12 protein-coding genes and 1 pseudogene are annotated in these 15,209 nt (G+C 71.4%); 7 read left to right on the top strand and 6 right to left on the bottom strand.

What is annotated here, in order from left to right; all coding sequences use genetic code 11:
- The first annotated feature begins 4 nt into the window (after nucleotides 1-4).
- Both ABD374_RS14465 and ABD374_RS14460 read left to right on the top strand, forming a co-directional pair.
- Nucleotides 5-931 carry a carbohydrate ABC transporter permease gene (locus tag ABD374_RS14465; RefSeq protein ID WP_344495128.1) on the top strand — a complete coding sequence of 309 codons (927 nt, stop codon included), beginning with the start codon at nucleotides 5-7 and terminating at the stop codon, nucleotides 929-931.
- Between the two features lie 108 nt (nucleotides 932-1,039).
- Entirely contained in the window at nucleotides 1,040-2,518 is a 1,479-nt protein-coding gene (locus ABD374_RS14460) for a GH1 family beta-glucosidase (protein WP_344495127.1), read from the top strand.
- An 84-nt stretch (nucleotides 2,519-2,602) separates the two neighbouring features.
- On the opposite strand, the gene ABD374_RS14455 is transcribed toward ABD374_RS14460, so the two are convergent.
- The 4 genes from ABD374_RS14455 to ABD374_RS14440 all read right to left on the bottom strand — a co-directional run bounded on the left by ABD374_RS14455 (nucleotide 2,603) and on the right by ABD374_RS14440 (nucleotide 7,199).
- On the bottom strand, nucleotides 2,603-3,595 hold the full coding sequence (locus ABD374_RS14455; protein ID WP_344495199.1) for an aldo/keto reductase: 993 nt from the start codon (nucleotides 3,593-3,595) through the stop codon (nucleotides 2,603-2,605).
- Nucleotides 3,596-3,658: 63 nt separating this feature from the next.
- On the bottom strand, nucleotides 3,659-4,648 hold the full coding sequence (locus tag ABD374_RS14450) for a Gfo/Idh/MocA family protein (protein ID WP_344495125.1): 990 nt from the start codon (nucleotides 4,646-4,648) through the stop codon (nucleotides 3,659-3,661).
- A 167-nt stretch (nucleotides 4,649-4,815) separates the two neighbouring features.
- On the bottom strand, nucleotides 4,816-6,537 hold the full coding sequence (locus ABD374_RS14445; RefSeq protein WP_425577240.1) for an ATP-binding SpoIIE family protein phosphatase: 1,722 nt from the start codon (nucleotides 6,535-6,537) through the stop codon (nucleotides 4,816-4,818).
- Between the two features lie 173 nt (nucleotides 6,538-6,710).
- On the bottom strand, nucleotides 6,711-7,199 hold the full coding sequence (locus tag ABD374_RS14440) for a class F sortase (RefSeq protein ID WP_344495123.1): 489 nt from the start codon (nucleotides 7,197-7,199) through the stop codon (nucleotides 6,711-6,713).
- A 69-nt stretch (nucleotides 7,200-7,268) separates the two neighbouring features.
- Here ABD374_RS14440 and ABD374_RS14435 point away from each other — a divergent pair.
- Nucleotides 7,269-7,543: pseudogene (locus ABD374_RS14435) on the top strand (MFS transporter); the annotation flags it as partial.
- Nucleotides 7,544-8,058: 515 nt separating this feature from the next.
- Nucleotides 8,059-8,220 (top strand): hypothetical protein, encoded by a 162-nt coding sequence (locus tag ABD374_RS14430; protein WP_344495121.1) that lies wholly within the window; start codon nucleotides 8,059-8,061, stop codon nucleotides 8,218-8,220.
- A 726-nt stretch (nucleotides 8,221-8,946) separates the two neighbouring features.
- Here the strand turns inward: ABD374_RS14430 and ABD374_RS14425 are convergent.
- Entirely contained in the window at nucleotides 8,947-9,120 is a 174-nt protein-coding gene (locus ABD374_RS14425) for a hypothetical protein (protein ID WP_344495119.1), read from the bottom strand.
- Between the two features lie 167 nt (nucleotides 9,121-9,287).
- Between ABD374_RS14425 and ABD374_RS14420 the strand changes: the two genes are divergently transcribed.
- From ABD374_RS14420 to efeB, 3 genes are all read left to right on the top strand, one after another.
- Nucleotides 9,288-11,138, top strand: coding sequence for a glycoside hydrolase family 15 protein (locus tag ABD374_RS14420; RefSeq protein WP_344495117.1), 1,851 nt, complete (start codon nucleotides 9,288-9,290; stop codon nucleotides 11,136-11,138).
- Nucleotides 11,139-11,301: 163 nt separating this feature from the next.
- On the top strand, nucleotides 11,302-11,886 hold the full coding sequence (locus ABD374_RS14415; RefSeq protein ID WP_344495115.1) for a hypothetical protein: 585 nt from the start codon (nucleotides 11,302-11,304) through the stop codon (nucleotides 11,884-11,886).
- Between the two features lie 549 nt (nucleotides 11,887-12,435).
- Nucleotides 12,436-13,686, top strand: coding sequence for an iron uptake transporter deferrochelatase/peroxidase subunit (efeB, locus tag ABD374_RS14410; protein WP_344495113.1), 1,251 nt, complete (start codon nucleotides 12,436-12,438; stop codon nucleotides 13,684-13,686).
- 28 nt (nucleotides 13,687-13,714) lie between these two features.
- Here efeB and ABD374_RS14405 read toward each other — a convergent pair whose 3' ends face one another.
- Entirely contained in the window at nucleotides 13,715-14,890 is a 1,176-nt protein-coding gene (locus tag ABD374_RS14405; protein ID WP_344495111.1) for a type III polyketide synthase, read from the bottom strand.
- Nucleotides 14,891-15,209: the final 319 nt, after the last annotated feature.

Raw genomic sequence — 15,209 nt, 5'->3', positions numbered from 1 at the left:
GCCCATGACCACCGACAGCCTCCAGGCCCGGCCGGACGAGCTCGCCCCACGCAAGACCACCACGGCACCCGGCGGCCGCAGCCGCCGCCGGATGCTGCGCACCGGTGCCGGGCGCCAGCACCACGCGGGACCCCTCGCGTACATCCTGCTCGGGATCGCCGCGCTCGCCTCGCTGTTCCCGCTGTACTTCACGATGGTGGCGGCCTCGACGGACAACACCCGCGTCGCGCAGACCCCGCCGCCGTTCCTCCCCGGCCCGAACCTCTTCTCCAACCTGGCCAGGGCGTGGGACGACGCCGCGATGGGCAAGGCACTGGTCAACAGCCTGATCGTCGCCGGCTCCATCGCGACCGCCACGGTGCTGTTCGCCACCCTGGCCGGGTTCGCCTTCGCCAAGCTGCGCTTCAAGGGCCGCAACCTCCTGTTGATGCTCGTCATCGGCACGATGATGGTCCCGCCGCAGCTCAGCGTCGTACCGCTGTTCATGATGATGAGCGACCTGGGCTGGGGCCAGAAGCTGCCCTCCGTCATCTTCCCCACCCTGATCAGCGCGGTCGGCGTGTTCTTCATGCGGCAGTACCTCAGTGAGGCGCTGCCCGACGAACTCGTCGAGGCCGGCCGGGTGGACGGCGCCCACTCGCTGCGCATCTTCTGGAGCATCGTGCTGCCGGTCGCCCGCCCGGCGATGTCCGTCCTCTTCATGATCACGTTCGTGCACGCGTGGAACGACTTCTTCTGGCCGTTCGTCGCGCTCAACATGGAGAACCCGACGGTGCCCGTCGCGCTGACCCAGCTCAGCGCCGGATACGTCAAGGACCAGTCGGTGATCATGGCGGGCGCGCTCCTCGGCACACTGCCACTGCTGGCGATGTTCGTCGTCTTCGGCCGCCAGATCGTCGGCGGCATCATGCAGGGCGCGGTCAAGGGCTGAGCGCACGGCCCCCTGCGCCCCTCCTCCTCGTTCTCCTCCGTACGACGTCTCACGTCCGTACGACATCGCACGCACCCGAACATCCCCTTCCCGGAAGGACCCACGTACGTGGCCACCGCGATCCGACACAACGAGCCCGCTCCCCAGGCCTCCGACATCCGTACCTTCCCCCCGGGATTCCTCTGGGGCACGGCCACCGCCGCCTACCAGATCGAAGGAGCGGCGACGGAGGACGGGCGCACCCCGTCCATCTGGGACACCTACTCCCGCACCCCGGGCAAGGTCCGCAACGGCGACACCGGGGACATCGCCACCGACCACTACCACCGGTGGCAGGAGGACGTCGCCATCATGGCCGACCTCGGTGTGGGCGCCTACCGCTTCTCCCTGGCCTGGCCCCGCATCCAGCCCACCGGCCGCGGCCCCGCCGTGCAGAAGGGACTGGACTTCTACCGCAGGCTGACCGACGAGCTGCTGGAGAAGGGCATCAAGCCCGTCGCCACCCTCTACCACTGGGACCTGCCGCAGGAACTGGAGAACATGGGCGGCTGGCCGGAGCGCGCCACCGCCGAACGCTTCGCCGAGTACGCCGCCCTGGCGGCCGACGCCCTGGGCGACCGCGTACGGACCTGGACGACCCTCAACGAGCCCTGGTGCAGCGCCTTCCTCGGCTACGCCTCCGGCGTCCACGCACCGGGCCGCACCGAACCCGTCGCCGCCCTGCGCGCCGCCCACCACCTCAACCTGGCCCACGGCAAGGCCGTGCGGGCACTGCGCGCCGCCCTGCCCGGCGACGCGCGGATCTCCACCACCCTCAACGTCCACCACGTGCGGCCGCTCACCGGGAGCGCCGAGGACGTGGACGCGGCCCGCCGCATCGACGCGCTGGCCAACCGGATCTTCACCGGCCCCGTACTCGGCGGCGCGTACCCGGCCGACCTGCTGAGCGACACGGCCCACCTCACCGACTGGTCCTTCGTGCGGGACGGCGACACGGCCGAGATCCACCAGCCGCTCGACTTCCTGGGCGTCAACTACTACACGCCCACCCTGGTGTCCGCCGCCGACGGCACGGCCGGCCACGGCTCCGACGGCCACGGCAACAGCGCGCACAGCCCGTGGCCGGGCGCCGACAACGTGAACTTCCACCTGCCTCCGGGCTCCACCACGGCGATGGGCTGGGCCGTGGACCCCAGCGGCATGTACGACCTCCTGCTCCGGCTCAAGGAGGACTTCCCGGACCTGCCCCTCATGATCACGGAGAACGGCGCGGCGTTCGACGACTACGTCAACCCGCAGGGCGAGGTGATCGACCCCGACCGGGTCGCCTACCTGCACGGCCACCTCACCGCGGTGCACCGGGCGATCCAGGCGGGCGTGGACGTCCGCGGCTACTTCCTGTGGTCCCTGCTCGACAACTTCGAGTGGGGCTACGGATACAGCAAGCGCTTCGGCGCCGTCTACGTCGACTACCCGACCGGCCGGCGCACCCCGAAGGCGAGTGCCCGCTGGTACGCCGACGTGGTGCGCACCGGCACGCTGCCCGCGACGGACGCGCTGACGGTGCCCCGGTCACCGGCCGGGTAGCCTGCCCGTACCGACCACTTGACGACGGGGCCCGGCGCGCGCACAGCACGCCGGGCCCCGTCCTGCCCGGTGGGCGCGGAGCGCCTACCAGCGGTGGTGCACCTGCGCGCGGATGCGCTCGTCGTACAGCTTCCGTACGGAGCCGAGAGTGGCCTCCGGCAGTGCCGGCAGCGCCGCGGCCGCCGCGTTCGCGCGGGCCTGCTCGGCCGAACGCGCACCCGGGATCACACTGCTCACACCGGGCTGCTGGATGATCCACCGCAGGGCCGTCTGCGCGGGCGTCGCCCCGTCCGGGGCGAGAGCGGCGAATTCGGCGGCGGCCTCGACACCGGTCCTGAAGCCGACGCCGGAGAACGTCTCGCCCTGGTCGAACGCCTCGCCGTGCCGGTTGTAGGTCCGGTGGTCGTCACCGGCGAAGACGGTCTCCTCGGTGTACTTCCCCGACAGCAGGCCCGAGGCGAGGGGGACCCTGGCGATGATGCCCACGCCGGCCTCGGCGGCGGCCCCGAGCACCTCTTCGAGCGGCTTGAGGCGGAACGGGTTGAGGATGATCTGCACGCTCGCCGTACCCGGGTGCGTGATCGCGGCGAGGGCCTCGGCGCACGTCTCGACACTCACGCCGTAGGCGGCGATCCGCTTCTCGGCCACCAGGGTGTCCAGCGCGTCGAAGACCGCGCCGGAGGAGTGGACCGAGGACGGGGGGCAGTGCAGCTGCACCAGGTCCAGGGTGTCCACGCCGAGGTTCTCGCGCGACCGGTCGGTCCAGGAGCGGAAGTTGTCCAGCACGTAGTTCTCGGGCGACTGCTCGGCGCGGCGGCCCATCTTGGTGGCGACGAACACACCGGCGTCCGGCCGCTCGCGCAGATAGCGCCCGATCAGCTGCTCGCTGCGCCCGTCCCCGTACACATCGGCCGTGTCGAAGAACGTGACTCCCTCCTCGACCGCCGCGTCCAGGACGTCCAGGGCGTCCTCTTCCCGTACGGCGCCCCAGTCGGCGCCGAGCTGCCACGTACCGAGCCCGACGACGGAGACGCTCCGGCCGGTCCTGCCCAGAAGTCGCTGTTCCATGGTGTGCATCATCCTCAATTCGGCCTGGGGGACATGTGTGTGTTTCACCCGCTCGCTGACCTGCTCACCCGCTCACTCGCCGGGATAGCGCAGACCGACGAGTTCGCGGACCCTGTCCAGGGTGCCCATGACCTCGAGGGTGCCCCGCAGCGGGAGCAGGTCCGACTGGGTCCGCTTCTCCCGCAGGCAGCGCATCACCTCCCGCGCCTGGTGGCCGTAACCGTTGCCGCTCTGCGGCTCCGCGACGAGCGTCTGCGGGTCGTGTCCGTCGCGCCGCAGGACCAGGGACCGCGGGTTGTAGAAGTCGGCGGGTATCTCGATCCGTCCCCCGGTCCCGTGGATGACGGCGCTGCGCGCGCTCTCGGACGCCAGCGAACAGGACAGGACGGCCATGGCCCCGCTGTCGTAGCCCAGGACCATCGCCGTGCTCTCGTCCACCCCGTGGCCGGTGAGGTCGGCCCAGGCCGCCACCTGGTCGGGCGGGCCCAGCAGGAGGTGGGCGAACGACACGGGGTACGTGCCGAGATCGAGGAGGGCGCCGCCGCCGGCGGCGGGGTCGCGCAGCCGGTTTCCGGGGACGTGCGGGACGCGCGAGCCGAAGTCCGCGTGCACGGAGCGGACCTCACCGATGAGGCCGTCGTCGACCATGGAGCGTACGCGCCGGATCAGGGGGTTGAGGGAGGTCCACATGGCTTCCATGAGGAAGAGGGAGTGACGCTCCGCCAGCGCGGCCATCGACGCGGCCTGCGCCCGGTTCAGGGCGAACGGCTTCTCGCACAGCACCGCCTTGCCGCCGTCGAGGCAGACGGTGGTGGCCGCGAGGTGATGGGCGTGCGGCGTGGCGACGTAGACGACGTCGACCTCCGGGTCCGCCGCGAGATCGTGCCAACTGCCGTACGAGCGGGGGATGGAGAACCGGTCGGCGAAGAGCCGGGCGGAGCGCTCGGAGCGGGAACCGACGGCGACCACCTCCGCCTCCGGGATCAGGGCCAGGTCTTCGGTGAAGGCGGCGGCCATGGGGCCGGTGGCCAGGATGCCCCAGCGGACCGGACGATCGGACATGTGCTGTCTCCTGTTGCGCGGGGTGCGGCGAGGCCCGGGCGCTTGCGTGCCCCGGCCGATGGGAACGTTCCCACCGGACGCCCGAAGACTCACCCACGGCTTCACCCGCTGTCAAGGACGAAGATCCGCCACGGGCCCGGCGGCACGGAAACCGGTGCCGCCCGCGCTCACGGGGAGGTTTCCGGCGCCGCGGGGATGTCGTGTTCGGCCCAGACGATCTTTCCGGCGGGTGTGCGGACGGCGCCCCACCGCCGGCACAGCATGTTGATGAGCTGCAACCCCCGGCCGCCTTCGTCGCTGAGGCTCGCGTGCTGGATCTGCGGCAGGTCGGGCCCGGTGTCGGACACCTCGACGGTGAGCCGGTCGTGCCGCATCAGGCGCAGCTCGCCGGGTCCGCCGCCGTAGCGCAGCGCGTTGCCGACCAGCTCGCTGACGACGAGTTCCATGACGTCGCTGTGCTCGGACAGCCGCCACCGGCCGAGCTGCTCCCTGACCAGCCTGCGGGCGGTCGCGGCCGGCTCCTCACCCTGCGCCAGGGTCCAGACCGACAGGTCCGCTTCGGGCCGGGGCGGACGGCTCGTGGCGACCACCAGCACCGCCTCGTCGAACCGGATCTCGTGCCCCGCCGTCCTCGTGACCAGACCGCACGATTCCAGGTCCGGCGCGGCCAGCCCCGCCGCCGCCCGCCGCAACCCCTCCAGCTGCGCGTCCACATCCTCGGTGCGCGTCTTGACCAGTCCGTCCGTGTACAGCACGAGCCGGCTGCCGGCCGGTGCGGGCAGCCGTACGGAATCGTAGGGAATGACCCCGGCGCCCAGGGGCGCGCCCACCGGTACGCCGACGTACGACGCCTCACCGTCGGCGGTCACCAGGAGCGGCGGTGGATGTCCGGCACTGGCGAGGGTGTAGGAGGCGGTGGCGGGGTCGAAGACGGCGCACAGGCACGTCGCGACCTGGTCGTCCTCCAGGTCGCGGGCGGCCATGTCCACGCGGGCCAGGACCCGTTCGGGCGCGGTGTCCAGGGCCATGAGGGTCCGGGCGACCGTCCGCAGCCGTCCCATGGTGGCCGCCGCCGGCAGACCGTGCCCCATGACGTCCCCGACGACCAGAGCGGTGCGTCCGCCCGGCAGGGCCATGACGTCGTACCAGTCGCCGCCCACGCCGCTGACGTCGGCCGTCGGTGTGTAGCAGGCGGACACGCGCAGTCCGGGCGTCGTCGGCGTGCCCCGTGGCAACAGGCTGCGCTGGAGGGCGACGACGTGCTCGCGCTCCCGGCCGTACAGGCGGGCGTTGTCGATGAACACGGCCGCGCGGTGGGCGAGTTGCATGACGAGAGCGACATCCGCGCGGGTGAAGGGCGGCCGTGTGCCCAGTCGCATGAAGTCGGCGACGCCGAGGAGCACGCCCCGGGCGATGAGGGGTACCGCCATGTAGCTGTGCACGCCGGTCTCGCGCATCCTGGCGGCGCCGGACGCGGTGACGGCCACCCGCTCGTAGTCGTCCGGTCCCATCCGGGCGATCAGCACGGGTTCCCGCGCGACCAGGCAGTGCACCGAGGCGACCGAGTGCGGGTGATACGAGATCGCACCGACCGGGTCCGGCTCCAGACGCCGGGCCAGGCCGTCGACCGCCGCGACGGCGAGGGCCCGGGTGACGGGCGCGTCGGGCCCGGACATGCGTTCGCCCTCCTGGCCGAGCAGCACGGACTCCAGCAGGTCCACCGCCGCGGCGTCGGCGAGCCGGGGAACGGTGAACTCGGCCAGTTCACGGGCCGTCCGGTCCAGGTCCAGGGTCGTGCCGATCCGGGTACTCGCCTCACTGAGCCACAGCAGCCGGCTGCGGGCCGGGAAGCGGTCGGTCAGGGAGCGCAGCGTGCGGTGCAGACGCAGTGCCGCCGAAGCTCTGACCCGCTCGGGGGCGCGCTGGGGGAGGTGGCTTTCCGGCAACGCTGCACCTCCGGCAGGGAGAGGGCACTTCTGTCACTCTGTCATGCCCAGTGTCGCGCGAAACCTGCGGTCGCGCGTCCCGTTCGCGGCCTCGCGCCCCCGGCCGCACGGGGACGTCAACGGCGCTGCGGCGGTGAGGGCGAGATGGACGGGGAGGGTGGGGAGGCGGGCGTACCGTACAGGACCAGGTTGTCCTCGTACCGGCCGGTGGCGCGGTCGTAACGCCCGGCGCACGTGACCAGCGCCGGCCGGGGGGCGCCGCCGGAGTCGAACAGGCCGCCCGGCAGCGTTTCCTGCCGGTAGCTGCGGCGGGCCGTGATCCGGTAGGTGTGGGCCCGGCCGTCGGCGCCGGTCAGCACGGTGCGGGCGCCCAGCTCCCACTGGTGCAGCGCCGCGAACACCCCCGGCCCGCTTTCGCGGGTGTCGAGGCGACCGGCGACCAGCACGGTTCCGCGGGAGGCGTCGGGAGCGGCGCCCAGCGCCCACCGCCCGCCGGTGCCGGGCTCTTCGGGCAGGACCAGCGCTCCGTCGGCCGCCGCGGCGACCGGCACGAGCGCGGCCTCGAACCGCCCCGGGCCGCGAATGCCCCGGGGCGGGGACGCCACCGCACCGTCGCCCGTCGCCGCCGGACCCCGAACCGACGGCAGCCTGCCCGCGTCCCGGAACCCGTGACGCTGTGGGGGCCCGGATGGGGAGGCGCCCCCACGCTGCTGCAGACCGCCGTGGGCGACGCGGGCAAAGACTCGGCCGACGCCGCGCAGGCCGTGCTCGTCACGTTGTGGAACGCGGCCATGGCGGGCGACGGAGTCGTCGGCGGCCTCTCCTCGACCGCTTCGGCTCCGGCTCCTTCCCCTGGAGCGTCCTGGTGCTCCTGGGCCCGGTGCTGTTCGTGGTGGTGACCGCCCGCACCCACGGTTTCCCCGCCGAGCGGGTGAGCGCCGCCTCGTGAGCGCCGACGCCGAACGCCCCGGTCCGGAGGGTGGCGGACCGGGGCGTTCGGCGTCGTGAGGGGCTACTGCCCAGGGGTTCCTTCGACAGCCACACCGCGGCAGCGGGCGACGTCCTTCCCCGGACACAGCGACGTGGTGGCGCTTTCGGGGAAGTACTCGTGCTGGGGGGACCCGGGCGGGGATTCCCCGCGGGTGAGCGACCCGGAAGGAGAGAGATCCCACACGAAGGCCAGTGCGCGGACGGGGAAAACTTCTTCCCGGAACATGTCCGGCCGTGTCCGGCGTGTGGCTTCGCCGTACGCCGCATGGTGTCACGCCCCGCTGACACCGCCCCGGCGGGCCGGGCGGACCGGAGCCACACGACGGCCACGCCGTAAGCTGCGGGTCGCGACCCCGGACACGGGGGCGGTCCGCTCCGGCACTCCGCGGACCCCCTACACTCGTCCTCCGTTTCCTGCCGCCGCCAGAAACCGCACCTAAAACCGCACCTACCGACTTGAAGGGCCCTCATCACGTGAGTTCCGCAAACCATGCCGAGGCACCGATCTACGCAGGTCTCATAGAGGAGCGAGGCGACGTACCCGCCGAGGTGCGCCAGATCGCCGAGCAGACCCTGCGGGAGGTGGAGCAGGCCATGGACTTCAGCTCTGTACGTGCGACAGCGATGCGCTGGTAGGCCGATCCGGTACGGGCCGGAGAGCGTGCCACAGCGATGCCGTGACGCCGTCCCCCGGTGCTGCCCGCCGTACGTCGTTCCGTCGGGCGGGACCACACCCAAGGACCACACACCCAAGGACCACACACCCATGAACCACACACACCCATGGACCACACCCGGGGCCTCAGCCCCGCATGGGCCGGGGTGGCACTCAGCGGTCGCGGAGCCGGGACAGGACATGCTCACGCATCCACCTCGCTCGTGGTCGGCCCACTGACGAAGACAGGGCGGTGGAGACAGGACGGTCCGGACGGATCCGGACGCCGTCCGCTCTCCGACCGTGCTCGACGCCGTGCCGGCCGGTGAAACTCTGCGCCGCCCCCGACGCCACGGCCGAGTTCTACGGCGGCGTCCCGGCGGTGTGGTGCCACTGGACCGCGGGCCGGCCGGAAGGCGGCCCGGCCGAGTCGGGCCGGCACCTCGCGGAAGACGCGCCCCGCGCACCGGCCGGAGCGCTGCGCGGTTCCTGGGCGCAGCCACGGCCGACGCGCCCCCGCTCCCGGCGGCTGACCGGGCTTCTTCGCCTCCGGTGAGCGCGCACGCGCTGTGATGCCCCTCGATGCTTCGCTGCTGCGGCCCCTCAGCGTCCTGAGCGCCGCCCACGGCCCCGGACCACAGCATCGACCACGCCGCTGACGACGGCGGTCGGCCGCCCGACACCGGTCCGGCTCCGACGGTCCGCGGTCAGTCCGAATCCCGCTCGTCCCCGTACGCCGGCTCGTGCGCCTTCCCGGACGGCTCCTCCGGCTCGGGGACCCGCTCGGCGGAATCCCGGCTCCGGTCCTTCTCCGGGGTGTGCCGCTTCTCTTCCTCCAGCCGCTTGCGGACCTCTTCCGGCTTGTCTCCGAGCTGATTCATCACCGTCTCCTCCCGTCGGTGAGGCATGGTTGTGCGGCAAGCGTCACACAGCCCCACCACACCCGCACGCCGACGGCCGTCCCGCCCTCCCGGCCGCCGCAGGCCACGCGACGACGCCGAGCTCCGCGGGCTGATCCTGTCCGCGCTCAGTGGGTACTGGACCGGGTATGAACGAGCGGTCGCGACTGCCCCGGGACGGGTACCTGCCGATCGAGGACCACGGGCTGATCGGCGACGGCCGTGGGTGCGCCCTGGTGGGCCGCGACGGCGCCGTCAGCTTCATGTGCGTCCCCCGCTTCGACGCTCCGCCGCTGTTCTGCTCACTGCTCGACCGGCACGGCGGTGGTTCCTTCCTGCTCGCACCGCGGGGCCTGCGGGAAAGCCGCCAGTACTACGTCGAGGACACCGGGGTCCTGGTGACAGAGCTGCACGCGGACACAGGGGTCGTCGAGGTCACCGATGCGTTCCTCCTCGAAGCGGGTGCGCACCTGGAGGAACACGCCCCGGCCGGCAGGGGGGAACTGATTCGCCGCGCGAAGGTCGTACACGGCAGTGTCGACCTGACCGTGGCGGTGCGACCGTACGGCGGCGCCCGGTCCGAGCGCACCGCCGGGGGCTGCCGGCTGGTCTGCCCGCGTCAGTCCCTGGAGCTGCGCCTGAACGCCTCCCGGCCGTTGTCCGGCCCCCGGTGCACGCTGCCTCTCGGTGAGGGGGAGGAACTCCGGGTGGGCCTGCGCTGGAACGGACAGTGGGGCCGGGCGGCCCCCGGCCCGGACCCGCCGGCCGACAACTGCATCAGCAACACCGTGGAAGCGTGGCGGCGCTGGTCGGCGCACATCGTGCACGACTCTCCCCGCGCCGCCCTGGTACGCCGCTCGGCCATCACCCTCAAGCTCCTGGACCACGTCGAGAACGGTGCCATTGTCGCCGCCCCCACCTCGTCGCTGCCCGAGTGCGTCGGAGGAGACCGGAACTGGGACTACCGCTACGCGTGGATACGTGATGCCGCGTACACGGTGTTCGCCCTGCGCCGGATCGGCCTCACCTCCGAGGCCGGCGGCTTCCTCCACTGGGCGCTCACCGCCGCCCGGCGCGAAGGACGGCTGCGCGTCCTGTACGCCGTGGACGGCCGGCCACCGCCGGTCGAAGTGGTCGACGAGGAACTGGAGGGGTACCGCCGGTCTCCGCCCGTGCGTTGGGGAAACGCCGCGGCGGAACAGGTGCAGCACGACGTCTACGGAGAACTCCTGGACTGTGCCTTCCAGTGGGCGGCCACCGGCAGAACGCTGAGCGACGGTCTGTGGCACCGCCTGGCCGACCTGGCGGAACAGGCCCGCACCGCCTGGAGAGAACCGGACCACGGCATCTGGGAGGTACGGACCCCGGGGCGCCCCTTCACGTACTCCGCGGCGATGTGCCAGGTGGCACTCGACCGCGCGGCGCGGCTCGTCACCCGTTCGGGCCTGCCGGGCGACGCCACCACATGGGCCGCGGAGGCCCGGCACCTCACCGAAACGATCATCCGCGACGCGTGGGACGAGCGTATGAACTCCCTCACCGAGCACCTCGGCCGGGGAGGGGGACTGGACGCCTCACTCCTCGCCCTGCCGCTCAGACGCGTTCTGCCCGCCGACCATCCGCGCATGGTCGCCACCACACAGGCGATCGCCGAACGGCTCGGCGCGGGTGACGGTCTGCTGTACCGCTACCTTCCGCAGGACTCACCCGACGGACTCGACGAGCCGGAGGGCGCGTTCCTGCTGTGCAGTTTCTGGATGGTGGACAACCTCGCAGGCCAGGGCCGCGTCGACGAAGCCTCGGAACTGTTCGAGAAGTTGTGTTCCTACGCCAGCCCGCTCGGCCTTTTCGCCGAGCAGATCGACCCGGGCGACCTCTCCTTCCTCGGCAATTTCCCCCAAGGACTCAGTCACGTCGGGCTCATTTCGAACGCCGTCGTCCTCGCCCGCGCCCAGCACGGCGTACGCCCGGAACTCTCCACCCACGCATGGTTCCAGTGAGAACGTCCGCCTCTGTTTGCTGAGCGGTGTGCGGGACGAACACCGTGTGCGTCGGCACGGTATGAGGGGTGTCTGCTGGTGACGTAAATCCCACGAGGTTCTGAAGAGCAACAAATGTGAGTAACATCCGCCTCCAACAGACGTCCAAGGAAAGCGAGTAGTCATGGCGGAAAGCAATCCCACTCTGCAGACCCAGTACGCCCAGCAGGTCGACGCCGACCTGGAGCGCAACACGCGAGAGCAGGAACGCATCAGGTCCGAGGTCGCCACTCTGCAGGCGCAACTCGAAGGTCTGCAGAAGGACCACGAACTGCTGGTGAGCATGCAGGCGGCCCTGGGCACTCCTTCCGGGAAGAAGGCCAAGGCGGCCAAGACCGCAACAGTTCCCAGGGCGCGGCGCGCGAAGGCCAGTTCCGACAACGACAAGCGCCCCAGGAAGGCGGCGGAACCGAAGAGCGGAGCAAAGACCGACAAGTCCGCGCCCCCGCTGCGGGAACTCGTCGTGGCCGTCCTCGCCAAGCACGAGGAACCACGGTCGGCGGCCGAAGTCGCCCAGGAGCTGTCGCAGGAACACCCCGAACGCACGCTGAGCGTCACAGTGGTGCGCAATGCCCTTGAGGCATCGGTCGCCAAGAACCAGAGCGAACGGACCAAGCAGCAGAAGTCCGTCTACTACCGGGTCGTCAAGAACGAATCCGCGACGCAGCAGCCGATTTCCGTGCCGAGTACGGGAGACGAAGGCGCGTAACGACCCGCCACCGCCGCGACGTGAAGCGTCGCCGGGGACGGCGTATGACGGAGCGCGGGTTACGAGAACTGGCTCCCGCGCAGGCGCAGTTGTGTGCTCGGCGGCTAAGGGCCCCTCCGTTCCGGTCCGACGCGGTACGGCGAGCAGAGTGGCCGAGCCGGAGCCGGAGTTACGAGGTCATGGCCGGCCGGTGGGCCCATGACGGTCCGCCGGGCGCGCTTTCGCTGAGCCGCGCCCGCGGCACGAGGCCGCCTCCCGCGCTCGTGGAGGCGGCCCCGCGCCGAGCCCATGGCCCACGGCACGCCTCCGGCACGCTTCCGGCAGGCGGAGTCCGGAACCCCCGCCCGTGGCCGGTAGTCCAAGCGGACGACAGCCCGGCACACTCCTGCATGAATCCGGCAGCCGTCGAAGTGTTGGTCCAACTCCTTGACCAGCGATGTCCCAGAATCGCGCACGGATGCTGCTACCGGGGCACCGAGCTCCCCGTTCCGGGCCGCTCCACCCTGGGCAGCGAGTCAGTGGGTCGTGCGACGACAGGACGGCGGAACGATGGGACGTGACCAGGTCGATGCGCGGCGGCAGGACGACGGGCGGCGAAGATTTCTGCGACGGGCCGCCACCGTCGCGGGTGCGGCGGCCACTGGCTTCGGAAGCCTCGAAGCGTACGCCGCCCAGCCGGCCGCGCACGGCGCCCCGGCCGCCGGGTCCTGCCGTGGGACGGTGGGCCGCTACCCGTTCCACGGCGCTCACCAGGCGGGGATCACCACGGAGCAGCAGGCCTTCGCCGGGTTCATCTCCTTCGATGTCCTGGCCGAGGACCGCAAGGAACTCACGGAACTGTTCAAGACGCTCACCGAACAGGCCCGCATCCTCATCCGTGGGGTGAAGCCCAAGGACGTGGAGGTGGCCGCCGAGCCGCAGACCCAGGACGGTCTGACCATCACGCTCGGCGTCGGCGCGTCGCTCTTCGACGACCGTTTCGGTCTCGCCGGCCGCCGGCCACGGCTCCTCACCCCGATGCCGGAGTTTCCCGACGACCGGCTTGACCCGACGACCTGTCACGGGGATCTCTCGCTGCAGATCTGTGCCGAGCACCCGGACGCCGTCGTGCACGTCATCCGGGAACTGGCGCGCCGGACCGACGGGAAGATGCGGCCCCGCTGGCGGGCCGACGGCTTCCACAATCCGGCGCGGCCCTCGGGTGCCTCACGCACCTTCGTCGGTTTCAAGGACGGGATCGTCAATCCGGACACGGCCTCGTCCAAGGAGATGGACCGGCTCGTGTGGGTGAAGCCGTCCTCCGGCGAGCCGGCCTGGACCGCGGGCGGCTCCTATCAGGTGCTCCGCCTCATCCGCTTCCGCGTGGAGTCCTGGGACAGAGTGCCGACAGCGGCCCAGGAGAAGATCTTCGGCCGCCGCAAGGCGTCCGGCGCCCCCCTGGACGGCCGCCGTGAGAAGGACCTGCCGGACTACAGCAAGGATCCGCACGGCAGGAAGACCCCGCTGGACTCCCACATCCGGCTCGCCAATCCGCGTACAGCCGAAACCGCCGACTCCCTCCTGCTGCGCAGGAGTTACAACTACGACGGTGGATTCGACACGGACGGCAGCCTCGACCTCGGCCTGGTCTTCTGCTGCTACCAGCAGGACGTCGTCCGGCAGTTCGCCACGATGCAGAAGCGGCTGGCGGGCGAGCCGCTCGCCCGGTTCGTCTCGCCGACCGGCGGCGGGTACTTCTTCGTGCTGCCCGGGGTGCGCGACGCCTCCGACTGGTTCGGCTCGGGTCTGCTGAAGACCTGACCCGCCCGTGTTCCGGCGACCGGACCTCCTACTTCACCGGCCGGGCGGTGGCCGGCGGGCAGGCGGTGGCGGTGGCGGGGGCGCGTCGGAGCCCGGAGGACAGTACGTCGCGTTCGGGGAAGACGGTCCTCTCGTCCACCGCGCCGCCGACGGGCGATGTCCCCGTCCAGCGGCCCAGGGCGATCTCGGCGGTGATGCCGGGACCGAACCCGGCGATCAGCCCCGTACCGGAACCGGCGACCCGGCCTTCCTCGAAGAGGCGGTCGAGGGCGTCGAAGACGACGGCGCTCGCGATGTTTCCACGTTCGGTGAGCGTCGCGCGGCTGAACCTGAAGGTCTCCGGCGGGAGGTCCAGGAAGTGGGAGAGGTCGTCCAGGATGCGCGGTCCACCGGCATGGACGATGTAGAAGTCCAGACCGGAGACGTCCCAGAAGTGCTGGTCCGCGAGTGTACGCAGCGCGGGCGCGAGCATCTCCATCGTGCCCGGGACCCGCTTGTCCAGGAGGAAGTGGAAGCCGGTGTCGCGGACGCTGTAGGAGATCCAGTCCTCCGTGTCCGGGACCAGGTGCGAGCCGTTGCGCTCCAGCGCCACGCCCGTGCCGCCCTCGCCGCGTACGACGGCTGCGGCGAGGGCGTCGCCGAACAGTCCGTTGGACAGCAGCGACCCCACTCCCAGGTCGGTCGGCTGGTAGCACAGCGAGCAGAACTCGCAGGCGACGATGAGCACGTTGGACTGCGGATAGGCGAGGCAGAAGTCGTGGGCCCGGTTGATCGCGGCACCGCCGGCCGCGCATCCGAGCTGGGCGATGGGCAGCTGGCGGGTGTTGGAGCGGAACCCGAGCGAGTTGATCATCCATGCCGTCATCGAGGGCATCATGAACCCGGTGCACGAGACGTAGATCAGCAGATCGATGTCCCGGGCCTTCAGCTCCGCGTGGTCGAGCGCGCGTTCGACCACGTCGGGGACGCGCGACTTGGCCTCCGCGGCGTACAGCAGGTTGCGCTGCTCGAATCCCGGATGGCGCAGGGTGTCGGCGATCGGCTGGACGATGTGCCGGGTGCGTACGCCGGTGTTCTCGATCAGCCGCAGAGCCAGGCCCAGTTGCTCGTGGTCGGGGTGCAGCTGCCGGGCGAGTTCCAGTGTTTCGTCGAGAGTGATGATGTGGTCAGGGACGGCGACGGCCGGCCTGCACAAGGTGGTCATGGCTGCTTCCCTCCGCGACTGCGGTCGATGGATACCGTCGGCGTCACCGGACGATCAGGAGGATCCGGGGGCAGCGCCGGATCGAGCCGGTGTTCCAGGCGGTCTCGTCCCCGGACGCCATGTGACGCGGTGTGCCGTGCTCCCGGTTTTCCGCACGAGTCGGACAGGCGATGCCCCACACCGGCGGCAGAACTCATGTGCGTACTCCAGCCCTGGTTTCACGGGAACCTGGTCATATGGACCCCGGGCCGGTCGCCGGGAAACACGCCATGCCGTCCTGTCCCTCGCCCGGCCCACACAACTGGCCCCGTTCGGGCCA

The sequence above is a fragment of the Streptomyces enissocaesilis genome (genome assembly GCF_039533765.1).
In the GTDB taxonomy this organism is placed as follows: Bacteria; Actinomycetota; Actinomycetes; order Streptomycetales; family Streptomycetaceae; genus Streptomyces; species Streptomyces enissocaesilis.
Note: the sequence above shows the minus strand (reverse complement) of the source record. Positions and strands in the feature narration are given on the sequence as shown.

What these genes read in the sequence shown, in the direction of transcription:
- ABD374_RS14465 (WP_344495128.1), top strand. Translation starts at nt 5, where the DNA reads ATGACCACCGACAGCCTCCAGGCCCGGCCGGACGAGCTCGCCCCACGC.
- ABD374_RS14455 (WP_344495199.1), bottom strand. Translation starts at nt 3,595, where the DNA reads ATGCACACCATGGAACAGCGACTTCTGGGCAGGACCGGCCGGAGCGTC.
- ABD374_RS14450 (WP_344495125.1), bottom strand. Translation starts at nt 4,648, where the DNA reads ATGTCCGATCGTCCGGTCCGCTGGGGCATCCTGGCCACCGGCCCCATG.
- ABD374_RS14425 (WP_344495119.1), bottom strand. Translation starts at nt 9,120, where the DNA reads ATGAATCAGCTCGGAGACAAGCCGGAAGAGGTCCGCAAGCGGCTGGAG.
- ABD374_RS14420 (WP_344495117.1), top strand. Translation starts at nt 9,288, where the DNA reads ATGAACGAGCGGTCGCGACTGCCCCGGGACGGGTACCTGCCGATCGAG.
- ABD374_RS14415 (WP_344495115.1), top strand. Translation starts at nt 11,302, where the DNA reads ATGGCGGAAAGCAATCCCACTCTGCAGACCCAGTACGCCCAGCAGGTC.
- efeB (WP_344495113.1), top strand. Translation starts at nt 12,436, where the DNA reads ATGGGACGTGACCAGGTCGATGCGCGGCGGCAGGACGACGGGCGGCGA.
- ABD374_RS14405 (WP_344495111.1), bottom strand. Translation starts at nt 14,890, where the DNA reads ATGACCACCTTGTGCAGGCCGGCCGTCGCCGTCCCTGACCACATCATC.